Here is a 24344-nt window from a genome sequence, read left to right as displayed (position 1 = left end):
TCTTTGTCACTCACTTCTCTCAAGTGACAACTATATTAGTATATCACAGCCGCTTTCGCTTGTCAACACTTTTTTGAAACTTTTTTAACTTTTTTCATCAAGTGCCTCAACCACAATACACCATAGTCCGTACGGGATTCGAACCCGTGTTACCGCCGTGAAAAGGCGGTGTCTTAACCCCTTGACCAACGGACCTGAGTTGTTATTTTCAACTCTTACTATTATACAGACTTTTTCACCTTTGTCAACACCTTTTTCTGTTTTTTTCATTTTTTGCATGGCTTCCTAGTATGTACTGATGTCAAACTCTTTAAATACAATACGTAAGTCTCTTAATACTCTTTGACGACCTCGGAAGCGTTCATTTCTTAAGACGCGTTCTAACTCTTCTTGTTTATCTTTACTTTGTTTGTTTCTATAATTTCTTAGTGTCTCATGAAAGAGATAATAATCATCTAGCCAGAGACCTCCCTCGCTTATACGATGACTAAGCTCACCTACTTCTTCATAGGGTTCTTTATCATATCTTCGTTTTTGACTTTCATCAATTCATGCAAGCAAATCATACCCTCTTGGTCCCAATCCGATAGATCCCATAAATGAAGGTAATATTCATTTCTACACTTATATACAATCCCTTGGACTTCTTCATATAATTCTTTAAACATAACGTCCCCCTTTCTAGATACAGTCTAACAGATTCAGAAACACTTTTGGCACATTTCCCCCATTCTGTTCTCTACACTGCCTCAACTGCACAAAAAAGAGAGGGCAAGCCTCTCTTTGGGTTATAATTCTGCGATTTGGTTTAGGTTTACTTCTGCAACTGTGTCATTACCAAACATAGAGATAATCATCTTCACTTTATTGTTATCAATCTCTATAATCTTACCGGTATAATCTGCAAAAGCACCATCAATAATACGTACAGTTTGACCAACTTCAACATCGATATCAAACTCTTGTACAGTTTGTCCCATAGAAACCAAGATATCACGAATTTCTTGTTCCAATAATGGAGTTGGTTTTGATCTATTTCCGTGAGATCCGACGAATCCTGTAACATTTGGTGTATTTCGAACAACAAACCAAGCTTCATCTGTCATGACCATTTCTACAAGAACATAACCTGGAAAGCGATTTTCTTCTACTTCTTTTCTCTTTCCATTTTTTTCAACTTGCACTGTTTGTGTTGGAATTTCAACGCGTAGAATATTATCCAACATATTGTAGGTTTGTGCACGTTGTAATAGATTTTCTTTTACCTTATTTTCATAACCAGAATAAGTTTGTAAAACAAACCACCCTTTATCAAAACTATCCATGATATTTCCTTTCATAAATAGAAGATTTCTAGTGTAATTAACTCCACTAGCCTTCTAAAAAATGTTAATAAATCGAATCAAACCTGAAACAATCAACTGGTCAAAAATGTAAATAATTACTACAAAGAAAGCTGTGTATTCCATAATAGAACGAAAATCTCTCCAGCTTTCCTTGCGAGTTGGCCATGTTGTGTCTTTAAGAAGTCTAAAAATATCTCCAATAAAACGCATCGCTCTCTCCTATCTCGTTTCTCTGTGTGTAGTGTACTTACCACAATGTTTACAAAATTTATTTACTTCTAGTCGTGTTGGCTTGGGGTTTCCGCTGATCTTGATTGAATAGTTTCTCGAACCACAAACCGCACAAGCTAGGCTTGCTTTTTTTAGTGCCATAACGCCTCCATCTTATCTATTATAACAAGAAAGCCAGGCTTTGACAAGCATCTTAACGAAATAGATTGACTACCGAATCCCATATCGTTTGAGCTTTTTCCTTAATTTTAGCATCCGAGATGGCACGGCTAGCCTCATCTACCAGATTTTGTGCACGACTTCTAATATCAGAAAGGCTATTATCCGCCTGATTTTCTTCATTACTCTGTACTTGATTTCTTGTATTGGCTGGTGCAATTCCATTTTGCTTATAAGCATTTTCAACTGTAAAGGTACTTCCTGGCGTATAAGGTAAAATGGTATTTGCAATGTTTCTAAAGACATGGGCTGCACCGTTTGAAGTAGATCCTGCTAGATAGTGGCTCTCATCAGTGGTAGGGAAACCAAGCCAGTGACTAATCACTACATCCGGAGTATAACCAATCACCCACTGGTCACTTGTGTATTCCGGATTAAAAACAGCTTCAGTTGTACCAGTTTTTCCTGCCATGACATAATCTGCAGGAGATGAACTAATACCTGTTCCGTTTGTAAATGTTCCCAACATCATACTGGTCATCTTGTCAGCTACAGACTTATCAATCACCCGTTTTTGTGAATTTTTATGGCTCGCAATAACCTGACCACTAGCATTTTCAATTCTACTAATAAAATGAGCTTCCGGCATTAAACCTTCATTTGCAAAGGCAGCATACGCTTGAGCCATTTGAAGAGGGTTGGTTTCAACACCGCTTCCCAAGGCGACACCAAGAACACGATCGACCTTTTCCATGTTGAGTCCGAATTTCTCGCCCGCCTCAAAAGCCTTATCAACGCCCAAATCATTAACAGTGGCCACAGCAGGTAGATTAAGCGATTCTGCCAGGGCTTGATACATAGGAACTTCTCGACTCGTTTTGATCCCTGCATAGTTATCAACCTTATAGCTGTCATACTGCATGGTATGGTTATCCAACTGCTTATTCAAAGCCCAACCTGCTTCAACTGCCGGCGTATAAACAACTAAAGGCTTAATTGTAGAACCAGGGCTACGTTTTGATTGAGTTGCATAGTTGAAATTCCGGAATCCAGTTTTATCATTGCCAGCAACCTGACCGACAACTCCACGAACTCCCCCTGTTTTCGGTTCGAGAGCTACACTTCCTGATTGAGCAAATGTTCCATCCTCTGCCCTAGGAAATAGAGCTGTATTTTCATAGACAACTTGCATATTTGCTTGATAGTTTTGGTCCAGCTCTGTATAAATGCGGTAGCCATTATTGACAATTTCTTCCTCTGTTAGATTATACTTGGAAACAGCTTCATTAACAACCGCATCAAAGTAAGAAGGATAACGGTAATCTGAGATTTTTCCTTCATACTTATCGTGCAATTGCGAAGTCATATCAACTTCTGCAGCTTCGGTTTCTTGGTTTTTATCAATGTAACCCGCTGCAAGCATATTTTGCAAGACAGTATCACGACGATTAGTAGAATCTTCTACAGATTTCAAGGGGTTATACAGTTCCGGTCCTTTGAGCATCCCTGCCAGAGTCGCAGCTTGATCCAAACTCACTTCTGACGCAGAAACTCCAAAGTATTTCTTACTCGCATCTTCAACCCCCCACACACCATTTCCAAAATAAGCGTTGTTAAGGTACATGGTTAGAATTTGATCCTTACTATATTTTTTTGTTAATTCTAAAGCAAGGAAAAATTCTTTCGCTTTTCTCTCAACAGTTTGATCCTGCGACAGATAGGCATTTTTAGCCAGCTGTTGGGTAATAGTAGAGCCACCACCTGAACGACCAGCAGTGACAATAGCCAAGAAGAAACGACCATAGTTAATCCCGTCATTTTTATAGAAAGAACGGTCTTCTGTCGCAATAACGGCATTCTGCAAATTTTTACTGATATCAGTCAGTTCAACATAGGTTCCTTTTTGACCAGATAAGGCACCAGCCTCCTTTTCTTCACGGTCAAAAATAAGAGTTCGAGTTTTCAAGGCATTTTGCAAATCATTGACATTGGTTGACTTGGCTACAGCAAACAAATAGGTTCCAACTAGCAAGCTTGCACTCAGACCTAGTATAAGGACAATCTTTGTTAGATGATAGCGACGCCAGAATTTTCGAATTGGACCCACTTGGGCTAATTTTTTTCTATCACTGCGAGAACGACGTAAGCTAGTAGAATCAGAATCCTCTGATTCACTTGTTTCTTTTTTAAAAAGAGAAAGAAATTTCTCGAATAATTTATCTAATTTCATGCGTTTATTTTATCATCTTCATCATAGGAAGACAAGAATTTAGCTATTTCCTATCCAAATAGGGCTTTTTTTGTTACAATATCTGTATGAAATTCACATTTACATTACCAGACTCTAGACCTCAAATGACGGTAAAGCAATTACTTGAGGAACAACTCCTCATCCCTAGAAAAATCCGGCATTTTTTGAGAATCAAAAAACATATTTTAATTAATCAGCGAGAAGTTCGCTGGAACGAGGGGGTGAAGCCTGGAGATATTTGCCAGTTAACTTTTGACAAGGAAGATTATCCCGAAAAAGAAATCCCTTGGGGCAATCCTAACCTCGTTCAAGAGGTTTATCAAGATCAACACTTGATTATTGTCAACAAACCAGAGGGGATGAAAACGCATGGTAATCAGCCAAACGAAATCGCCCTTCTTAACCATGTCAGTGCCTATGTTGGCCAAACCTGCTATGTCGTTCATCGTCTAGACATGGAAACCAGTGGCTTGGTTCTCTTTGCCAAAAATCCTTTTATCCTGCCTATTCTCAATCGCTTACTGGAGAAAAAAGAGATTTCTAGGGAGTACTGGGCACTAGTTGATGGAAATATCAGTAGCAAAGAGCTTGTTTTCAGGGACAAAATCGGACGTAATCGCCATGACCGCAGAAAACGAATAGTTGATACAAAAAATGGGCAATATGCTGAAACACATGTAAGCAGATTAAAGCAATTACCAAACAAAACTTCCTTGGTTCGTTGCAAACTAAAGACAGGGCGAACACATCAAATTCGTGTGCACCTTTCGCATCATAACTTCCCGATCCTGGGTGACCCTCTCTATAATAGCAAATCAAAGACGAGTCGGCTTATGCTCCACGCCTTTCGTCTGTCCTTTACCCATCCGCTTACTCTAGAGAAATTAAACTTCACTACCCTATCAGATACTTTTGAAAAAGAATTAAAAAAGAATGGATGATAGCGTCATCCATTTTTAAATATTTAAAAAGCAAGACCAAAGGCCTTGCTTTTTATCGACTCATGAATTATTTAGCGATTTTTGCGAAGTATTCAAGAGTACGAACAAGTTGTGCAGTGTATGACATTTCATTGTCGTACCATGATACAACTTTAACCAATTGTTTACCGTCAACGTCAAGAACTTTAGTTTGAGTTGCGTCAAACAATGAACCGTAAGACATACCTAGGATATCTGAAGATACGATTGGATCTTCAGTGTATCCGTATGATTCGTTTGAAGCTGCTTTCATAGCTGCGTTCACTTCGTCAACAGTAACGTTCTTTTCAAGAACTGCTACCAACTCAGTTACAGAACCTGCTGGAACAGGAACACGTTGAGCAGCTCCGTCCAATTTACCGTTCAATTCTGGGATTACAAGACCGATAGCTTTTGCAGCACCAGTTGAGTTAGGAACGATGTTTACAGCACCAGCGCGAGCACGGCGAAGGTCACCACCACGGTGTGGTCCGTCAAGAATCATTTGGTCACCAGTGTAAGCGTGGATAGTAGTCATCAATCCTTCAACAACACCAAAGTTGTCTTGAAGAGCTTTAGCCATTGGAGCCAAGCAGTTTGTAGTACATGAAGCACCTGAGATAACTGTTTCAGTACCGTCAAGAACGTCGTGGTTAGTGTTGAATACAACTGTTTTAACGTCGTTTCCACCAGGAGCAGTGATAACAACTTTTTTAGCTCCACCAGCGTGCAAGTGTTTTTCAGCAGCTGCTTTCTTAGCAAAGAAACCAGTAGCTTCAAGAACGATTTCTACACCGTCGTTAGCCCAGTCGATTTGTTCTGGATCACGTTCAGCAGAAACTTTGATGAATTTACCGTTAACTTCAAATCCACCTTCTTTAACTTCAACAGTACCGTCGAAACGACCTTGAGTTGTGTCGTATTTCAACAAGTGTGCAAGCATAACTGGATCTGTAAGGTCGTTGATACGAGTAACTTCAACACCTTCTACGTTTTGGATACGACGGAAAGCAAGACGACCGATACGTCCGAAACCGTTAATACCAACTTTAACTACCATTAGTGATTTCCTCCTTATGAAAATCATGAAATTTTTATTGTGAAAAGAGTAACTTGAATCACTACAAATCACCTTTCAACAAACCTATTATATAACTATTTGAGTTGAATTGCAAGTACGGGCGTTGTTTTTTGTCTATACCCCACTTATTTTTCTTTCTCCTTCAAAAGCCTATACTGCTGTCTTTATTTGTCTACCTAGTCATTTCTCACTTTCCTTTTCAGATGAAAAGTGAAAACAGAAAAGCTAAAAATTATTTTCAATACTCCAATTCTACAAGAAAAGAGACAGGAAATTCCTGCCTCTAGGCTGATAAACAATTATTTACGGCGTCCTGGTCTTTCTTTGTAGCCATAGTAAGAATCTTCGATGATTTCTTGCATATGGTCAACCATTGGAAGACGTGGGTTAGCTGGTGAACATTGATCTTCATAAGCAAGGAAGGCCAATTCACGAGAATGTTCTTTCCATTCTTTTTCATCAATTCCTTGTGCTTTGAAGTTCATTTGGATACCTACGCGCTCACCAAGTTCGTAGACAGCTTTTGCGTAAGATTCCACACCTTCTTCTGGAGTAGAAGCTGGAAGTCCAAGCATGCGTGCGATATCTTGGTATTTTTCATCTGCACGGTAGTAGTTGTACTTAGGCCATGTTGCTGTCTTGGCTGGACGTGTACCGTTGTAGCGGATGACGTATGGAAGCAAGATAGCATTTGTACGACCATGGATTGTGTGGAATTGCGCACCAATCTTATGGGCCATTGAGTGAGAAATACCTAGGAAGGCATTGGCAAAGGCCATACCAGCGATTGTTGAAGCGTTATGCATTTTCTCACGTGAGTGGAAGTCCGCATTCTTAACTGAGCTTTCAAGGTTTTCGAATACAAGTTTAATTGCTTGAAGTGCAAGACCGTCAGTGTAGTCGCTAGCCATTTGGGATACGTAAGCTTCAGTTGCGTGAGTCAATACGTCCATACCAGTATCAGCAGCAACAAATCCAGGAACTGTCAATACCAAAGCAGGGTCTACGATTGCCACAGTTGGTGTCAATGAGTAGTCAGCGATTGGGTATTTACGGTTGTTTGCTTTATCAGAGATAACGGCAAATGGAGTTACTTCAGATCCTGTACCAGATGTAGTTGGGATAGCGATGAATTTAGTCTTCTTACCAAGCAATGGGAATTTGAAGGCACGTTTACGGATATCCATGAATTTTTGAACAAGGTCACGGAAGTCCACTTCTGGTTGTTCGTAGAAGAGCCACATTACTTTAGCAGCATCCATTGGAGATCCACCACCGAGAGCGATGATTGTATCTGGTTTGAAGGCACGCATAATCTCAGTACCACGGTTTACAGTTGTGATATCTGGATCTGGTTCTACATCAGCAAAGATTTGGTAAACAACCTTATTGCGACGAAGATCAAGTTGTTCAATGATACGATCAAGGAAACCAAGCTCTACCATGGCATGGTCAGTAACGATCATGACACGTTCTACGTCACGACATTTTTGAAGGTATTGAATTGAATCACGTTCAAAGTATGTTTTTGAAGGAAGTTTCATCCATTGCATGTTATTTCTCCGTCTTCCGACTTTTTTGATATTCAAGAGGTTAATGGCACTAACGTTATCCCCAACTGAGTTGCGTCCGTAAGAACCACATCCGAGTGTCAATGATGGCAAGAAGGCATTATAAACGTCCCCGATACCACCGAAAGTAGAAGGTGAGTTACAGATAACACGAATAGCTTTAACAGCTTTACCAAATTCTTTAGTCAATTCTTCGTCAGCTGTGTGGATAGCTGCTGAGTGTCCAAGACCGTTAAATTCAACCATTTGACGAGCCTTAGTAATACCATCTTCACGGCTTTCAGATTTCAAAACTGCGATAACTGGTGACAATTTTTCACGAGTCAATGGCTCGTTTTCACCAACTTCTTTACATTCTGCAGCAAGAATGTTTGTTCCTTCTGGAACTGTAAATCCTGCTTGCTCTGCAATCCAAGTTGCTGGTTTACCAACGATGTCAGCGTTCAATTTTGCACCAGCACAGTTTTTACTGTTTGCTTTGACGCCGAAGCAGAATTCTTCGAGAAGTGCTTTTTCTTTTTTGTTTACAAAGTAAGTGTGATAAGATTTGAACTCTGCTACAAATTCATCGTAAATTTCTTTATCAATGATAACCGCTTGTTCAGATGCACAGACCATACCGTTGTCAAACGATTTAGACATGACGATATCGTGTGCAGCTTGACGAATGTTAGCTGATTTTTCAACATAAGCTGGCACGTTTCCGGCACCTACCCCAAGAGCTGGTTTACCACATGAGTATGCCGCTTTAACCATGGCATTACCACCCGTTGCAAGGATTGTTGCAATACCTTCGTGGTTCATAAGGGCACTTGTTGCTTCCATAGATGGTTGAGTAATCCATTGCACACAGTTTTCAGGAGCACCAGCTGCGATAGCTGCATCGCGGACGATACGAGCTGCATGAGCAGATGATTCTTGTGCTGATGGGTGGAAGGCAAAGACAATTGGATTACGTGTCTTCAATGAAATCAATGATTTGAAGATTGCTGTTGATGTTGGGTTTGTTGTTGGAGTGATACCACAAACAACACCAACTGGTTCAGCGATAAGAGTCAATCCTGTTACATCGTCTTCTTCGATAACGCCAACTGTTTTAGTGTGACGCATGTTGTTTACTACGTGTTCACAAGCAAACAAGTTCTTAGTTGCTTTGTCTTCAAATACACCACGTCCTGTTTCTTCATAGGCATGTAGAGCCAATTCTCCGTGGGCATCCAAAGCTGCCACTGACGCTTTAGCTACGATGTAGTCGACCTGTTCTTGGTCGAGTTTACGCATTTCCTCAAGAGCAACTAAAGCTTTTTGCACCAAGCCATCGACATGCTTTTCAGCAGCGAGTTTCTTTTCTTCTGGTGTCACAGTTTTTTTATCAGCCATATTTTCCTCCATAGCTTTCAAGGATCGATATCCTTTGTTAATTTTTTCACAAGTTTATTATAACGCATTATTTCAACTTTGTAAACAGTTTCATAAACATTTCACAAAGAATTTTTTATTGTTTGTGAAATTTTTCTTATTTTCTTCACTTGTCAAGTTTTTTCTTTAGAGTTTGTGAAATTAATTTCAAATATTTTTTATTTCACAAACTTGCTTGGAAGAGGGGCTTGGAAAGAGATAGATTTTCTAGTAAGCGCTTACTTTTAGATGCTAACAATACCTCCTTTGATAAGGAGGCTTTATTTTTGTTGAAAAACGCCTTGTTTAAAAGTCCCTTCATAAACAACTTCTTGTTCTGTTGTTAGTTTTCCTTTTCCTTCAGCCTGACCATTTACAAAATCACCTTCGTAGGTCCAGCCTTCTTTAGATTGAAAGGTACCTTTTCCGTTGAAGGCTCCATTGTTGAAACCACCAGTATACTGGTCTCCATTTTGGAAGGTAATGGTACCTTGCCCATTCATTTTACCACGGACAAGACTGCCATCGTAAACAATCGTTCCATTATCAAGCTTTAGAACACCTTTTCCTGGAATATTTAGAAAAAAGACGAGTACAGCACAAAAAACAATGGTAACTACTGCCAAAAGCTCTAAACGTGGACGAGTCAGATAGACACGATACTTGTCGTAAAAATTCTTAAGATTTTCCATCTTCACTCCCCTTTTCTAAACGTTCTAACCAAGCTTGACAACCCTCTTGAACACGCTGATAGGTTTCCTCAAAATCTCCTGTATACCAAGGATCTGGAACACTTTCAGGTGCGAATGAGTATATCTTATCTTTACAGTCTGCTGGACACATCTGACGTAAGTCAGAAACATTTGAAGCATCCATACCGATAATATAATCAAAGGCTTCAAAATCTTCCTTACTAATCTGAAGCGATGTCTTGCCTTTTTCATAAGGAATCTCATACTGTTGAAAAATCCCTTGAGTTCCCTTATGAATCGGATTACCATGTTCCCAAGAGGAAGTCGCTCGACTTTGGATTTCATAATTATCTGTCATTGATTTCATAACAAACTCGGCCATAGGGCTGCGACAAATATTTCCCAAACAGACAAAGGCTAGTTTTTTCATCCCATTTCCTTTCTTTTATAGAAAAACGGGAGTTAGTAATCCCGTCTTATTTTTCAATTGCGCCTTCTAGTGAAGCTGTTTCTTTCAGCGGTAATACTGTCTTGATAGCAGCTAGTTCAAAAGTCAAGTAAACTCCATCGACATCAAGAACAATGGTTCTCTTCTCAGTATCTACTTCATCGACTGTTCCGTAAAGTCCACCGATTGTAATCACTTCATAGCCTTTTTGCAGTTTATTTAAGCTTTCCATACGTTTTTGTGCTTGTTTCTTTTGAGAGCGTTGCATAAAGAACATCAAGGCAAACATACCTACAAGCATGATCACAAATGTTAAATTTGGACTAATATTTTCCATAGTATTTTCTCCTTTGTATTTTACATAGGACTACTATATCAAATTTCAGCTACTTTTACAAGATTGTGCCTTGTTTTTCTAGTAAGAAAAACCAGAGCTTGCGCCCTGATTTTTAGGATTATTTCAAATTTTGAACGACTTTTACAAGATTTTCGACAGTAAAGCCATATTCTGCCAATACTTTTGGTGCTGGGGCAGAGGCTCCGAAGGTATCAATACCAAGAACAGCACCATCTAGACCAACATATTTGTACCAGTTTTGAGTTGCACCCATTTCGACTGCAACACGACGGCGAACTGCATTTGGAAGAATTTCTTCCTTGTATGCTGCATCTTGTTTATCAAAGACATCTGTAGATGGCATGCTGACTACGCGGACTTTTGCGCCTTGACTAGCCAATTCTTTGGCAGCTGAGACAGCAAGATTAACCTCTGAACCTGTTGCAATCAAGATTGTATCAAAGTCTGCTGCATTTTCGTAGACAACATAGGCACCTTTTGCAACCTTGTCAAAGTCTGTTCCCTCTTCAACAGTCAAGTTCTGACGTGTCAAGACAAGGGCAGTTGGCGTTTTCTCACTTGTCACTGCAAGGTACCAAGCTGCTTGAGTTTCACGCGCATCTGCTGGACGGAAAACATTCAGATTTGGCATGGCACGAAGACCTGCTAAATGCTCAACTGGTTCGTGCGTTGGACCGTCTTCCCCAACCGCGATTGAATCGTGGGTAAAGACATAAGTCACGGGAAGTCCTTGTAAGGCTGACAAGCGAACAGCTGCCTTCACATAGTCAGAGAAGACGAAGAAAGTTCCACCGTATACACGAAGTCCACCATGAAGAGCCATCCCGTTCAAGATTGTTCCCATGGCAAATTCACGAACACCAAACTGAATGTTGCGGTTCAAGCGGTTGGAATCGTCTTGAAGTCCGTCAGTCTTGATATAAGTCATGTTTGAGTGAGCAAGGTCCGCTGATCCACCTAGGAAGGTTGGTAACTTAGCCGCCACAACATTCAAGGCATCTTGGCTTGAATTACGAGTTGCTTGAGAGAAACCATTTTCTAAGGCTGGGAAGTCTGCTGGAGTCACTTCAACTGGATCACGTCCGTCGATGATGGCTTCTACTTCTGCTGCAAGTTCTGGATGAGCTTCTTTATAATCAGCAACTAATTTTGTCCAAGCTTCATAAGCTGATGCGCCACGGTCTGCAACATGTTCTTTGAAATCAGCATATACTCGTTCTGGGATTTCAAATGGTTCGTAGTCCCAACCAAGGGCTTGACGAGTTGCTGCAGTTTCATCTGCTCCAAGAGGAGCACCGTGTACGGCATTAGTTCCTTGTTTGTTTGGAGAACCGTATCCAATAACAGTCTTCACTTCAATCAAAGATGGTTTGCCTGAAGCTTTAGCTGTTTCGATAGCTGCATGGATTGCTTCCAAGTCTGTTCCATCTTCAACCAAGGCAGTATGCCAACCGTAGGCATTGTAACGGTCACGAACACTTTCTGTAAAGGAATCTTTTGTCTCACCATCCAAGTTGATGTCATTTGAATCATAAAGGACAACCAACTTATCTAGTTTTTGCAAACCTGCGTATGAAGCTGCCTCGCTTGAGACACCTTCCATCAAGTCTCCATCTCCACAGATAACGTAAGTATAGTGGTCAAAGATATTGTAGCCTTCACGGTTATACTTAGCTGCCAAGAAACGTTCTGCCTGGGCAAAACCAGTGGCAGTTGAAATACCTTGCCCTAGAGGACCTGTTGTAGCATCAATCCCTGCTGTATGACCAAATTCTGGGTGACCTGGTGTTTTTGAACCCCATTGACGGAAGCTCTTAATCTCATCCATGCTGACATCTTCAAAACCAGAAAGGTGAAGAAGGGCATAAAGAAGCATTGAACCATGACCTGCTGAAAGAATAAAGCGGTCGCGGTTGATCCAGTTTGGTTTAGCTGGATTGATACGAAGTTGTTTTGTAAAGAGGCTGTAAGCCATCGGAGCCGCTCCCATAACCACACCTGGGTGACCTGAGTTGGCTTTATTAATGGCGTCAATACCTAGGAAACGAATTGCATTAACAGATAGATTTGACATAGAATTTCCTTTCTATTTGAGGTGATTATTGAATCACACATTCTATTTTACTATTATATGAAAAAATACATAGAATAGCAATTAAACAATTCGACGCTATATAAGTCATCTATTTTCTATTCTCTGGTCGCCTGATAGTAGGGAAGTAAGCGTTCATAAGCTTCATCTAATTTTTCTAAAATCACTTCTAATGATTGATTTTCTATAAAAGAAACATCTGCCTTAACTAAAACTTTTCGGACTTCCTGATTGGATAGTTTATTTCTTAAAATTTGACGATTTTCTTCGTTCGCCTCCCACCGTTGACTTTGATCATCAGAGTGGGCTAGATAATAAATCCCTTTAACGGTTGGAATTTCTAAAACTTTAACCTGCTTGCCTAGAGTCTTCTCATCCTTCTTACGTTCAATAAAACTCACTTCTAGTGAAACACCAAAATCAGAAGGACTTCCATATAAACGTAAGGCCATCATAGGTTCTGTCACTTGTCCGTCTCTCTGTAGATAAACCCAAAAATGTGGTCGCAAGCGCTGCGCTTGGTTCATCCACTGACTAGTCTGTTGGAGTTGCCATTCTGGATGGCTTGCTTGAAAGGCTTTGGCTAGCTCTGTAAAAGCCTTTCTGGCCTCTTGACCTTTGTAGCGAAATGCCATCATTTTCTCTCGTTCTTCTCCCGCTTTATCAGGATTACGGTACTGTAAACCAGCAAAGTCTAGATAGTCTCTTATCTTATTCAACATTAATTTAATCTCCTCCAGTTAGCAAAAAATCAGGATAACCCTGATTTTACTTATTCTGTATCTACGACAACATAACGATTTGGCTCATCACCTTCAGAGTAACTGGTCACGCCATCCATACGTGAAATAATACGATGAATAATCTTGCGTTCGCTATTTGACATTGGATCTGTCTGATGACTGCGTCCTTCTTCTAAAACACGAGTCGCCAATTTTTGCGCATAGGTCTGCAAGACTTCTGCACGGTGTTCAACATAATCATTGACATTAATAGTAATGTAGAAGGTTCTTGAATAGCGGTTGTAAAGATAATTTTGAGCCAATAGTTGCAAGGCCTTCAAGACTTTACCATGGTAGCCGATAATACGACCTGGTTCGTTAGTATCAATTTGCAAATTGATGCTACGACGGTTATAGTCATTTGAAAGTGTAGCTTCAACATCCATGTCATCAATAATTGTTTGAACATAAGTCGTTACTTCCGTAGCTACTTGTTCAATATCAAAGCTCGGTTCAACTTTTAAGCCCAAGTCTTCTAGTTCTTGACTTTCAGTTTGCTCAGCTTGGTTTTCAATAATAGGAGTTTCTACTTCTTCTTCGAGAGCAGTTTCTTCAAGTTGTAATTCATTTAAAATCTCAATGTGACCAGTTTCTTCTAAGATAGTGCTGGCATGTCTTTCATGTTTTAAGATTTCAGCCTTGACTTCATCAGAAATACCTTGGCCTTCTTCCTCAATCTTTTTAATTGCCTCTACAACATGACCCAAATCAACAGTTGCTTCACTGACTGTTTTAACAGGCTCATTCAAATCATTAATTTGCTTCGGAACTCCCTTTACAGCTTGTTGGTTTGCTTTTACAACTGTCGTTTCACTAATAGCATCAATATCCACTTGGGCTGGTTTTTTACCAAATAAACCAAGAAATCCTTTTTTCTCACGAGAAATGACTTTGATATGAGCCTTCAGTCTTGGGATATCTAATTCTTTCAATCCTTTCTGGATTGCTTCTTCAACAGTTGAACCTGTAAATACTACCATTACCAGATTCCTCCTTATTATTTCGTTTTCTGAGCCTTTTTCTTGGCTTTTCTTTTTCTATTTTCCAAATCTTTCTGTGCCTGTACTACAGCCTCGCGCTCTGCAATAATCTTGAATGGATTGTTCAAGAAATAGGTTTGCAAGACTTGATAAGCATTGGACACTGCCCAGTAGAGAGCGACTCCGCTCGGAGCATAAACCCCAAAGATAAAAATCAAGACCGGAATACCGTACATCATCGCAGTCGTAGCTCCATTACGCTCAGACAAGGCTTTGTTGGACAGCCAAGTACTTAAAAAGGTGAATACTGCTGCTAAAATCGGAAGAACAAGGGTTGTATCCACACCACCAAGGTTAATCCATAAGAAATGACCTGTCTTTAAAAAGTCAACTCTTGATAGAGCTTGGAACAAGGCCAAGATAACCGGCATCTGAATCAAAATCGGCCAAAGAGAATCTGACTGTCTGACACCCATTTCTTTAAAGACTTTACGCATTTCTTGCTCTAGCTTGGTTCTGCTTTCCATATCTCGACCTGGATATTGTTCTCGAAGCGCCTTAATGCGTGGTTGAGCTTCTTGCATTTTTCTGGAAGCCACCATTTGCACTTGAAAGACTGGCAAAAGCAGTGTACGAATCAAGACCGTAAAGAGAATAATCCCCACTCCGATACTGATATCAAACGATAAAAAGCGAATAATTTCCGCAAAGAAGTAAACAAATTTACTCCAAAAATCAGCCGAATTGGCTGTAATATCGCTAGTTGTCCCATTTGTTGCACAGGCTGTCATGATAAATAGGGACAGTCCTAGCAAACTAGTCAACTGTAGTTTCTTTTTCACTCCCATTTCCTTCCTGGTAAATCTTTGATAATTTTAATACGTGGAGTAGATTTTTCTCCATCTCTGCGTATCCCAAGGTTTCGACCCCTTTTCGAGCAATGACAACAAAGTCGACATCTTCTACCAGACTCCCTTTGGCATTCTGGATAATATGACGAATCCGTCTCTTAATTTGATTTCTAGTGACGGCATTCCCCAGTTTTTTGCTAACTGATAGACCTACTCGAAAATGGTTTTTCTGATTTTCTAGTTGGTAGACAACAAACTTGCGATTGGCAAAACTTGTCCCCTCCTTGAAAATCGCCTTAAAATCTTTCTCTCTTTTTACACGAAAGTTTTTCTTCAAAACTCAACTCCATCTATTAAATTACTACTATTATACCATATTTTTCAAAAAAGCCAATCATAGCAAGGTTTTGGACAATTTCACCATAAAAAGAAGCTGGAAAAATCTCTTTCCCAACTCCTTGTACGGAATATTTTTTCTGATTTTAGTTATTTTTTTAAGCGTTCAACGTCACGGGCAATGACTAATTCTTCATCAGTTGGAATAACCAATACACGGATCTTCGCTGCCTCTGTTGAGATGTCTCCTGTCACGCCAAAGACGTTCTTTTCTGGATCAACATCACAGCCAAACCAAGAGATACCTGAGATAACATCTTCACGTACGTTTGCAGCATTTTCACCGATACCTGCAGTAAAGATAATAGCATCTGCTCCATTTAGGACCGCAAGGTATTGACCGATATGTTTTTGAATGCGATCAACATACATTTCATAGGCTAAAGTGGCATCGTGATCCCCTTCTTCCATAGCAGCAATCACATCTCGCATATCACTAGATTTGCCTGAAACACCCATAAGGCCTGATTCACGATTAAGGACTCGACTAATATCTTCAGGCGTGTTAAAGTCCTCTGTATATTGCATTAAGTAAGGAATGATAGCTGGGTCAATATCCCCTGTACGAGTTCCCATCATCACACCACCAAGTGGAGTGAAGCCCATTGAAGTATCGACAGATTGACCACCCTTAACAGCTGTAATAGAAGCACCATTACCGATGTGGCAAGTAATCAATTTTAAGTCTTCTAATGGACGGCCCAAGAGTTTTGCTGCTTCTCCTGCTACAAACTGGTGACTTGTACCGTGGGCACCATATTTACGAACCTTGTTTTCTGTGTAATATTTTGTTGGTAGAGGATAGCGATAAGCTTTCTCTGGCATAGTTGTGTGGAATGAAGTATCAAAAACAACTACACTGGTAATGTCTGGCAACAATTCCTTGAAGGCACGAACACCTGCCGCATTGGCTGGATTGTGGAGAGGAGCCAACAAGCTCAACTCTTCAACTTTTTCTAAAACATCTCCCTCAACAACTGTTGATTCTTTGAAATATTCTCCACCGGCAACAACACGGTGGCCAACACCTGTAATCTCGTCATAAGCCTTGATAATATCGAAACGAATCAAGTCATCCAATAAGATTTTTACAGCTTGTGTATGATTTTCGATATCCAAAATTTGTTGTTCAGAACGACCATCAAATTTTACAGTTGAAATTGAATCTTTCAAACCGATACGTTCAATCAAACCTTTCGCCAATACTTTTTCTTCTGGCATTAAGTATAATTGCCATTTCAAACTTGAACTTCCCGCATTGATTGCAATTGTTTTTGTCATAACAAGACTCCTCTTTTAAGCGTTTTCATCTATTATAACAAAATCTATTTTATATTTCAGTACCTTGAGTCCATTTTTGAAAATTTTCTTTAAATTTCATTAAAACACTTGCATCTTGCAAGCTAGCAAGTGGATAAACAAAAGGATCTACTGCTGTTTCACTTTTCTTCTGTAAGATAAAAATCGTCTTTGATTGTTTAGCATTAGCAAAGAGATTTTCAGGCAGACTGATCATCGCAACCAGATTCGCTTCCTCTTTCAACCACCCTTTCAACAAATCACTCTGAGGACTGGTCAACAAATCACTCGGAGCGAGAAAAATAGCGTATCCATCTGACTTGAGATACTTAAGTCCTTGTTCCATGAGCAAGTGATGGGCGTAAGTATGTTCTTGGCTAGAAGCAACTTGATGACGCAACGCAACGGCATCATCAGGATAATAGCCGACAGGCAAGTCGCTGATGACCACGTCGCTTTCTTTGAACATCTGTGGACGAACGGCATCCCCTTGGACAAAGCCAGCCTGTAAACCAATTACATCTGCCATGCTAGCTGCCAAATCAATCAGCAAATCATCCACTTCCATTCCCAAGTAATCCACCTTTTTATCAAGCGAGGTCAAGAAAGTAGCGCCCAAAATTCCCATGCCAGAACCCATTTCGAGAATAGTGATTTCCTCCTCTTTAAACAACTCTTCCACAATAAACACCAAAAGTAAGGCAATAGCATCCGGTGTAAACTGGTGATTAGCCTGTAGGGGTTCTGTTTGCCCAGCCTTCATCAAGAGAAACTGGTAGGTCTTGAGCCATTCTTCTTTGCGTAGCGCTAAACGTTTAAGGGCCTGATTGTTCTCTTTGACCTGCTCTAGCTCAGTTTCTCCATCCAGATAGATGCTGTTTTGCTCCACCAGGGCGTCATAAAAGTTGGTCGCCAAATCACTTTGAATGACTTGGACATTCTCTAGTAAATAGGTATAAGCTTGTTCAATTTTTTCAAAATCCATATTCCTATCTTATCAAATTTCCCTTCTTTTTTCCATCCTTATAGAAAAATCACTCCCTGACTAGGCGAGTGATTTTTGGGCTACTGTTAAAAAGAGTTCTGAGTAATTTCCTTGAAACAGGTCTTCAGCGCTATAGAGAATCTGACTATGCACAGATGAAAAACCAAACTGGGCTAGCTTGTTTTCCAGTTCAACCAATTCAAATCCATGATGGCTAGCTTCTGTCTTGGTAAAATCAGCAAGTAAAAGTTGTCCATTTTCTCTCAGATGTTGATGAAACAGTGAGAGAGCCGCATCCAAATCAGGCATATGATGAAGAACCCGACAAACAACAATGAGATCAAACTCTTTCTCCAAGGGTTTTTCCAGTAAATCTTGCTCCAAAAACTGGATATTCTTGATGTCTTGCTGCTCCGCTTTCAAACGAGCTTGCTCCAGCATTTTCTCCGAAATATCCACCAATGTTACAGACTTGGCCTGCTTGGCTAGGGGCAAGGTTAACAGACCCGTCCCTCCACCGAAATCCAAAATTTCTTTGTCTGATAGAAGATCAATCTGTTTCTCGACTGCTTGACAAACCAAGTTTGCAAGGAAGATATTTTTAGGGGAATCAAAAGTTTCTGCTTTGTGGTTAAAATCATGTTTCATATTTTTAGTTTAGCACAAAGTAGCTTGATTGGCTAGGAATTCTCTTTCTTTTCAACCTTCTCTTCTGTTTTTTTCTTCTCTGTTTGATCACTTGAATCGGTCGCTACCTCTTCCTTTTTATCCGTTTTCTCTTCTTTTATTTTGACGGAAGGAAAGATGAACTCATATTGGCTCTTAGGCGTACGAATCCTTGTCACTAAGCTTGTTTTCTTATTTTGATAACTCACCTGACCCATATTAAAGGCCTGTTCCCCACTTTCCTTATCAACCTTATCTTTGGTTCGCTTGGCCATGGCAAAAGCAACCAACTTTTCTTTATTTAAAGCATAGTCTTGATAGTGGGCGACTTGTCGGTTCAAGTAAAATTGTAACAAGAGACTAAAGATAGCTGCTATGCTTACCGCATAGAGGAGGACTCCTGCCTTAACTTTTTTCTTTTTCCACACGATAGATGAACTCCCTTTCTAAGCCTTTTTGGAACTGAAAATGAAAGCGAACCAGTTTATTCTCCTCTGTAATCTGAGCTGATTTGAGGCCATAAACCATAGGCTGATAGCCTCGTCCACTGGCATCGGTTTTCCGAAAATCATCCGATTTTGACTTACCTATAGCGATATCCTTGCCATCCTGCTTCATATAGAGTCGATTGCCCTCCACTTTTTCGAACTGCGAACGGTCTAATTCTGCCTCCAACTGGTCCACAAATAGGAGCCACTCCTTTTGCTCACTTTGCTGCTGATAACGAACTTCTGAAATGAGGAGCTGACTCATGGCTTGAAAGAGAAGTAAACTTCCACTGATGACAATGAGGGCAATCAGGGATTCTAACAGGGTAAAAGCCTTGATTTTATGGCTCCTTGATAGCCAACAACTGTTCTGAACCATGGTAGACCTCCAATCCCTTTTCATTAGAAAATACCTGAATCTCAACTCCGTTTACGTTTACCTGATTTTGACCTGTCTGCAGAGCCATCTTAGCTACACGCACAACTTCTTCTTTCTGCAAGATTTTTGCTTCTTCTTGTCTATTTTTCTGAATTTGTCCCAAAAGGAGGGTAGCAATACTGGCAAAGATAGCTAAAGCAACCACTGCTTCCAGTAAAATCACTGCCCTAATTTTTTGTTTCCTTAATGCGTTTAATTTTTCCATTTCCTAGATATAATTGATAGCGAATCGCTCCTTTGCTGGTCTGAAATTCAACCTTAACCAGGGACGAATTTCCCCCAGCTCGGTCAAATGTAATGTTTTGGCCTGATGGTGCCTGAATTCCTTTAGGAACTGTCAACTTTTGACTGCCATTGCTAATCGTCTGCCCATTTAAGTTTAGACTAGTCTTTTGCTGACTAGCTACACTGCGTTTTTGAGTTTCCCGATAGAGTTCTTCAAACTCCATAAAGAAAATCTGCTCCTCTACCGCCGCAAAAGTGGACTGGACAGAGCCGGACAAGCTCAAGGCAAGGATACTCACAAGTCCCAAAACCAAGAGGCTTTCCAGCATGGTAAAGGCCTTAATCTGCAACGGTTTGACTGGTTTTTTGTTTAGCATGGTATTCTTTATAAGCTTTAGCCTGTTCTTCTGTGATTCGCCCATCTGCTTGTAACTTACTTAGGCTAGCATCTTCATTTTTATCTAAGCTATAAAGCTCTGCCTGGCTTTCCACAACCTTAACAACAGCAGCTTTTCCTTTGTCATTGACCGCCTCTTTTTGCTTGGTCAGATTAGGTACAAAGAGTAAGAGAAGCACGCTGATGATGAGCAAGACCACCAACATTTCCACAAGTGTGAAAGCCTTCACTTTCGCTTTTTTCAAGAATGTCATGAGTTTTTTCATTTTAAAAATTTACCTCCATATTTTGATACATGGGCATGAGCATTGCCGCATAAAGTAAAACGATAATCAGGGCCACAAAGATAAAAACCAGTGGCTGCACCAAATTCATGGTGCGGTTGACTCGGGTAAAAAAGGCTTCCCAAGTTTTTTCAGCATAGATTTCCAACTCACTCCCCAGCTTGGACTTGACTTCCCCATACTCGATGATGAGACTCAATTCCTTCCTAAAGAAAGGATAGGTTCCTATCGTCTGAGAAAATTCGCGACCATTTTGGAGAGCTTGAGCCAGATCTTGACCGATTTCTTTAAAGAGCTGGGAACCTTGTTCCTGCATGATCTGAAAAATCTGCGTCAGCTCCATTCCCTGCGAAATCATATTCCCCCACTCACGCGCATAATAGGCTGTCAAATAGGTCTGCACAAAGATTCCAAGAAAAGGAATGCGTGCTAGGATAGAAAAGACGCGCATCTTAGAACTTCTTTTATAAAAAGTTAGTGCTAAAAGGGTAAGTAGAGAAACAAACCCTACCATGCCTAGAAAAATTTGTGGCAGATTTCCGATAATTTGGGTGGCAATATTACTACTATCCAGTTGTGGTAGTAGATAATTCCGTAGCCCCAGCATGATTAAGAGAAGAAAACCCAGCAAAATCAAAGGATAGGTTGCTACTTCAATTAATTTTTTCTTGACCTTGGCTAGATTGTCTAGATACTCTTCTATCTTTCCCAAACTCAGGTGGAGATTTCCATGGACTTCCGCTAGGGATAACTGAGTGACAATGGCATTTGAAAAGCCCAAACTTTCCATCATTTCTGAGAATGATTTCCCCTGAGACAAGTCCGTGCGCATCTGGGTCACACATTGCTTGTCCAATAAGGCACTCCTATCTAAAAAGGAGATGGTCTCCACTAGATGAAAACCGCTAGAAAAGAGATTGTTAAACAAGGTGATGATATCTTTTTGCTTAGCTGTAGCTAATTTTTTCCGTTTCAGCCTGAAGACTTGTGATATGTCCATCTTCAAGAAGCTGGTCAATCTGTTTATTCCAGCTAGTTGGCTGGTGTTCTTGATAGTCTTTGTTTGCAAAGTCAACAATTCCTCCTCCCCCGATTAATCTCTGATAGCAGACTCCCTGCAGAACGACTGCCAATTCCTCCTCACTCACACCCAACTCCAACAGGCGCTCATAAACACCTCGAATACTCTTGGCATGAATGGTTGAAAAGACTGTCGCCCCTGTCAAACTGGCTCTGACCACTGCACGCGCCGTTTCGCTGTCTCGAATTTCTCCGATAATCAAGAGATCTGGTCGATGACGTAGGGAAAGTTTGATGAGATTTTCATAGGTTAGTCCAATCGCCTCATTCAACTGCAACTGAAGCATGTCGTCCTGCTTGATTTCTACCGGATCTTCTATGGACATAACTTGCTGTCCTTTAAAGAGAGACTTGGCCAATTCGTGCATCAAGGTCGTCTTGCCACTTCCAACTGGACCAGCAAAGAGATAGAGACCACGTTGCCTGTACCGCTTACCCAATTCTTCAATATCCTGAAACCAAAAATGCAAGTCCTGCTCCTCATCATGCAACAAGCGGATCACCAGACTCTCCTGCCCTCGATAATCGCCTACAGTAGATAGACGTAGAGACGCCATCTTTTGGTCATAGGCATAATCACAGGAACCAAGTTGACTACGTCTCTTTTCTCCAACATTCATACCCGCCACAAACTTAAAGTGACTGATGACAGCCGCAAACTTTTCAAAATCATAAGAACCGATTTTACAGCGCTCATCTCCTATCCTCATATGAAGCTCATAGGCGTCTAACTTGGGGACAAAATAAATGTCTTGTGCCCCTTTTTTCCGAGCCGAACGAATGATTTCTTGTGCAATTTCTTGAACCATACTTACCTCCTCACCTATACTATTCGCAAAAATTGGGAAAAATAAAAAAAGCAACTCCAAAAAGTTACTTTTTCTCTATTTTAATTTCATACGGCAAGAACGGTGCCTTTCCTTACCTGTTTGTTTTTCATAGCCTGGACGTAATTTTTCATCTGGGATAACCTGCTCATCCTGCAAAAGAGCCAAAGAATGGTATTGTTGTAAATACTCATCACATTCATCACACCAGCGTTGATCTTCTGGATCCCAAAAAATAGTCATCAAGTCACTTCTACTTTTATAAAGAGGGGATTCTTGTTCCAATCTAAACCAGCAAGTTTTGTAGTATTTGAGAGCATCATAATACTGGTCAAATTTCTTACTTGCTACAATGTCTTCTTCCCAACCTTCTAAGAACCACCAAGGTTCAAAATCTCCGTACATTTCTATAACACGATACATATTCATTCATTCCTTTGTACCGTATATTATAACCAATTCCGCCAGACAAGAAAAGAAATATGCTCATTTCTTAATTTCCAGATAAAAAATCCAGCCATCTTATGATGACTGAATTTCTATTTGCTTATGTTCCAAAATCTTGTTACTACCTAGGCTTCCGAGATATCGTTTTCGATAATGACCTTGATTGCATGGTGGTCTGCTGCCTTACTGAAGACTTCATAGGCTTTTTCAATTTCACTGAGTTTGAAATAATGAGTTACCAATTTTTCTGGTTCAATCTTATGACTTTCAAGTGCTTTCAACAATTGTGGAGTGGTATTTGTAGATACCAAACCAGTTGTTACATTGATGTTGCGAATCCAAAGTTTGTCCAAATCGAATTCAACTGGTTTACCATGTACACCACAGTTGGCAACTGTTCCGTCTATACCGATAATCTTTTGACAAAAATCAAATGTTGCAGGAATACCAACAGCTTCGATAGCGACATCCACACCACGACCATCTGTCAAATCATAAATTTCTTTAATGGCTTTTTCAGGGTCTGAAGAATTAACTTTATGAGTCGCACCAAATGATACAGCAGTTTCCAAGCGGTTATCGTCTAAGTCCACCATAATCAATTTAGCTGGTGAGTAGAATTGAGCTGTTAAAAGAGCAGCCAATCCAACTGGACCTGAACCAATAATGGCTACACTACAACCAGGTTCTACTTTCCCTTTCAAGACACCAATTTCATACCCAGTAGGCAAAATATCTGATAGCATAACCAAGGCTTCATCTGACAAGTCTTCTGGAGTATGGTAAAGAGTGTTATCTGCATGAGGGACACGTAAATACTCAGCCTGCATACCATCAATCAGGTGACCGAAAATCCAGCCCCCTTCGTCTTCACAGTGGGCATAAATTCCTTTTTTACAGTAGTAGCATTTACCACAGGCACAAACACAAGAAATCAAGACCTTGTCGCCTTTTTTGAAGTTCGAAACTCCTTCTCCAACTTCTTCAACAATCCCAATTCCTTCGTGACCAAGAATGGTACCACTTTGGCAAGCAGGGACATCCCCTTTGATAATATGGAGGTCTGTTCCACAAATAGTAGTTTTTACGATACGCACAATAGCGTCTGTTGGCTTGCGAATCACTGGTTTGTCAACGTCAACAAAAGAAGCAAGTCCTTGTTTAACATAAGTATAGGCTTTCATAAAGCACTCCTCCTTTTTTTATTTGTACTGTTTATAATATAATTGTAAGCCTTTTCATTTGCTTCTTCAAGTGTTTTTGTGATTTTTTTAACTATTTTATTTACCAGTAAAGCAATATAGATAAAAAAGCAGAAGCTAGTCTGCTTTCATCCTTAACAAAGAGAAATTTCACTACTCCATAAGAACTTTCGATTAACATCAAACGACTAAACAAAAATGATATTACTGATAGATGGAGAATATTCTTCTATATCATTGAAACACTAGGACATCCAAAACAATTGCACTTTCAGTAAATTTCTATACTAAAATTACGAATAATCTCTGCAATATTATCTAAGTTGCAATATATATTAGACATTTTACTAACAATTTTTATAATATCGTTTGTCTTTAAGAGCACAATAACGGCCTTGCTTCTCACTTAA

At 40.1% G+C, this 24344-nt stretch carries 27 protein-coding genes, 1 tRNA gene and 1 pseudogene; 1 reads left to right on the top strand and 28 read right to left on the bottom strand.

The genetic code is table 11. The features are described 5' to 3' along the window. Positions 1–123: 123 nt before the first annotated feature. The 6 genes and pseudogenes from D8855_RS07745 to pbp2a form a co-directional block, all read right to left on the bottom strand. A tRNA-Glu gene (locus D8855_RS07745) sits at positions 124–195 on the bottom strand. Between the two features lie 90 nt (positions 196–285). Then, positions 286–668 (bottom strand): annotated as a pseudogene (locus tag D8855_RS07740) (sigma-70 family RNA polymerase sigma factor). Between the two features lie 120 nt (positions 669–788). Continuing rightward, a complete protein-coding gene (gene nusG / locus D8855_RS07735; RefSeq protein WP_049486629.1) occupies positions 789–1325 on the bottom strand; it encodes a transcription termination/antitermination protein NusG in 537 nt (178 codons plus the stop codon). Positions 1326–1379: 54 nt separating this feature from the next. Then, a complete protein-coding gene (gene secE, locus D8855_RS07730) occupies positions 1380–1556 on the bottom strand; it encodes a preprotein translocase subunit SecE (RefSeq protein WP_001210991.1) in 177 nt (58 codons plus the stop codon). 9 nt (positions 1557–1565) lie between these two features. Further along, complete coding sequence (gene rpmG, locus D8855_RS07725) at positions 1566–1718, bottom strand: 50S ribosomal protein L33 (RefSeq protein WP_001809375.1); 153 nt, start codon at positions 1716–1718, stop codon at positions 1566–1568. A gap of 52 nt (positions 1719–1770) precedes the next feature. Then, on the bottom strand, positions 1771–3966 hold the full coding sequence (gene pbp2a, locus D8855_RS07720) for a penicillin-binding protein PBP2A (protein WP_020903606.1): 2196 nt from the start codon (positions 3964–3966) through the stop codon (positions 1771–1773). Between the two features lie 86 nt (positions 3967–4052). On the opposite strand from pbp2a, the gene D8855_RS07715 reads away from it, so the two are divergent. Beyond that, complete coding sequence (locus tag D8855_RS07715) at positions 4053–4928, top strand: RluA family pseudouridine synthase (RefSeq protein ID WP_125416825.1); 876 nt, start codon at positions 4053–4055, stop codon at positions 4926–4928. A 67-nt stretch (positions 4929–4995) separates the two neighbouring features. On the opposite strand, the gene gap is transcribed toward D8855_RS07715, so the two are convergent. The 22 genes from gap to D8855_RS07605 form a co-directional block, all read right to left on the bottom strand. Beyond that, positions 4996–6006 (bottom strand): type I glyceraldehyde-3-phosphate dehydrogenase, encoded by a 1011-nt coding sequence (gene gap, locus D8855_RS07710; protein WP_000260662.1) that lies wholly within the window; start codon positions 6004–6006, stop codon positions 4996–4998. A 320-nt stretch (positions 6007–6326) separates the two neighbouring features. Further along, positions 6327–8978 (bottom strand): bifunctional acetaldehyde-CoA/alcohol dehydrogenase, encoded by a 2652-nt coding sequence (adhE, locus tag D8855_RS07705; protein ID WP_115904675.1) that lies wholly within the window; start codon positions 8976–8978, stop codon positions 6327–6329. A 299-nt stretch (positions 8979–9277) separates the two neighbouring features. Next, on the bottom strand, positions 9278–9688 hold the full coding sequence (locus D8855_RS07700; protein ID WP_070482056.1) for an MORN repeat-containing protein: 411 nt from the start codon (positions 9686–9688) through the stop codon (positions 9278–9280). Next, complete coding sequence (locus D8855_RS07695) at positions 9675–10118, bottom strand: low molecular weight protein-tyrosine-phosphatase (protein WP_049486625.1); 444 nt, start codon at positions 10116–10118, stop codon at positions 9675–9677. Before D8855_RS07695 ends, D8855_RS07700 begins: the two co-directional genes overlap by 14 nt. A 46-nt stretch (positions 10119–10164) precedes the next feature. Then, positions 10165–10464, bottom strand: coding sequence for a preprotein translocase subunit YajC (yajC, locus tag D8855_RS07690; RefSeq protein ID WP_049492702.1), 300 nt, complete (start codon positions 10462–10464; stop codon positions 10165–10167). A 127-nt stretch (positions 10465–10591) separates the two neighbouring features. Then, entirely contained in the window at positions 10592–12568 is a 1977-nt protein-coding gene (gene tkt / locus D8855_RS07685; RefSeq protein ID WP_125416823.1) for a transketolase, read from the bottom strand. Between the two features lie 116 nt (positions 12569–12684). Continuing rightward, positions 12685–13308 (bottom strand): hypothetical protein, encoded by a 624-nt coding sequence (locus D8855_RS07680; RefSeq protein WP_049499233.1) that lies wholly within the window; start codon positions 13306–13308, stop codon positions 12685–12687. 50 nt (positions 13309–13358) lie between these two features. Next, a complete protein-coding gene (gene jag, locus D8855_RS07675; protein WP_049515763.1) occupies positions 13359–14348 on the bottom strand; it encodes an RNA-binding cell elongation regulator Jag/EloR in 990 nt (329 codons plus the stop codon). A 17-nt stretch (positions 14349–14365) separates the two neighbouring features. After that, positions 14366–15190 (bottom strand): membrane protein insertase YidC, encoded by an 825-nt coding sequence (locus D8855_RS07670; RefSeq protein ID WP_004236733.1) that lies wholly within the window; start codon positions 15188–15190, stop codon positions 14366–14368. Beyond that, positions 15165–15536, bottom strand: a complete 372-nt coding sequence (gene rnpA / locus D8855_RS07665; RefSeq protein ID WP_000739245.1) for a ribonuclease P protein component — start codon at positions 15534–15536, stop codon at positions 15165–15167. The genes D8855_RS07670 and rnpA overlap by 26 nt, the downstream gene beginning before the upstream one ends. 149 nt (positions 15537–15685) lie before the next feature. Then, a complete protein-coding gene (locus D8855_RS07660; protein WP_084886490.1) occupies positions 15686–16876 on the bottom strand; it encodes an acetate kinase in 1191 nt (396 codons plus the stop codon). A gap of 49 nt (positions 16877–16925) precedes the next feature. After that, positions 16926–17879 carry a class I SAM-dependent methyltransferase gene (locus D8855_RS07655; protein WP_125416821.1) on the bottom strand — a complete coding sequence of 318 codons (954 nt, stop codon included), beginning with the start codon at positions 17877–17879 and terminating at the stop codon, positions 16926–16928. Between the two features lie 60 nt (positions 17880–17939). Further along, positions 17940–18527, bottom strand: a complete 588-nt coding sequence (locus tag D8855_RS07650; RefSeq protein ID WP_025172898.1) for a class I SAM-dependent methyltransferase — start codon at positions 18525–18527, stop codon at positions 17940–17942. A 32-nt stretch (positions 18528–18559) separates the two neighbouring features. Then, positions 18560–18973 carry a competence type IV pilus minor pilin ComGG gene (gene comGG, locus D8855_RS07645; RefSeq protein ID WP_125416819.1) on the bottom strand — a complete coding sequence of 138 codons (414 nt, stop codon included), beginning with the start codon at positions 18971–18973 and terminating at the stop codon, positions 18560–18562. Then, complete coding sequence (comGF, locus tag D8855_RS07640; protein ID WP_004257453.1) at positions 18951–19412, bottom strand: competence type IV pilus minor pilin ComGF; 462 nt, start codon at positions 19410–19412, stop codon at positions 18951–18953. Before comGF ends, comGG begins: the two co-directional genes overlap by 23 nt. Then, entirely contained in the window at positions 19375–19677 is a 303-nt protein-coding gene (gene comGE / locus D8855_RS07635; RefSeq protein ID WP_004257457.1) for a competence type IV pilus minor pilin ComGE, read from the bottom strand. Before comGE ends, comGF begins: the two co-directional genes overlap by 38 nt. Next, positions 19640–20074, bottom strand: a complete 435-nt coding sequence (comGD, locus tag D8855_RS07630; protein ID WP_185757575.1) for a competence type IV pilus minor pilin ComGD — start codon at positions 20072–20074, stop codon at positions 19640–19642. The genes comGE and comGD overlap by 38 nt, the downstream gene beginning before the upstream one ends. After that, positions 20037–20360, bottom strand: a complete 324-nt coding sequence (gene comGC, locus D8855_RS07625) for a comG operon protein ComGC (RefSeq protein ID WP_125416815.1) — start codon at positions 20358–20360, stop codon at positions 20037–20039. The genes comGD and comGC overlap by 38 nt, the downstream gene beginning before the upstream one ends. Position 20361: 1 nt before the next feature. Next, on the bottom strand, positions 20362–21378 hold the full coding sequence (gene comGB, locus D8855_RS07620) for a competence type IV pilus assembly protein ComGB (RefSeq protein ID WP_125416827.1): 1017 nt from the start codon (positions 21376–21378) through the stop codon (positions 20362–20364). Next, positions 21326–22267: a competence type IV pilus ATPase ComGA gene (gene comGA, locus D8855_RS07615; RefSeq protein ID WP_125416813.1), complete on the bottom strand. Its 942-nt coding sequence runs from the start codon at positions 22265–22267 to the stop codon at positions 21326–21328. Before comGA ends, comGB begins: the two co-directional genes overlap by 53 nt. 75 nt (positions 22268–22342) lie before the next feature. After that, positions 22343–22708 carry a DUF1033 family protein gene (locus tag D8855_RS07610; RefSeq protein ID WP_000286405.1) on the bottom strand — a complete coding sequence of 122 codons (366 nt, stop codon included), beginning with the start codon at positions 22706–22708 and terminating at the stop codon, positions 22343–22345. 149 nt (positions 22709–22857) lie between these two features. After that, on the bottom strand, positions 22858–23916 hold the full coding sequence (locus D8855_RS07605) for a zinc-dependent alcohol dehydrogenase family protein (RefSeq protein WP_125416811.1): 1059 nt from the start codon (positions 23914–23916) through the stop codon (positions 22858–22860). Positions 23917–24344 lie beyond the last annotated feature (428 nt).

The organism is Streptococcus mitis (genome assembly GCF_003942685.1).
Lineage (GTDB): Bacteria > Bacillota > Bacilli > Lactobacillales > Streptococcaceae > Streptococcus > Streptococcus mitis_CD.
This window is presented reverse-complemented; position numbering and strand designations above follow the sequence as displayed.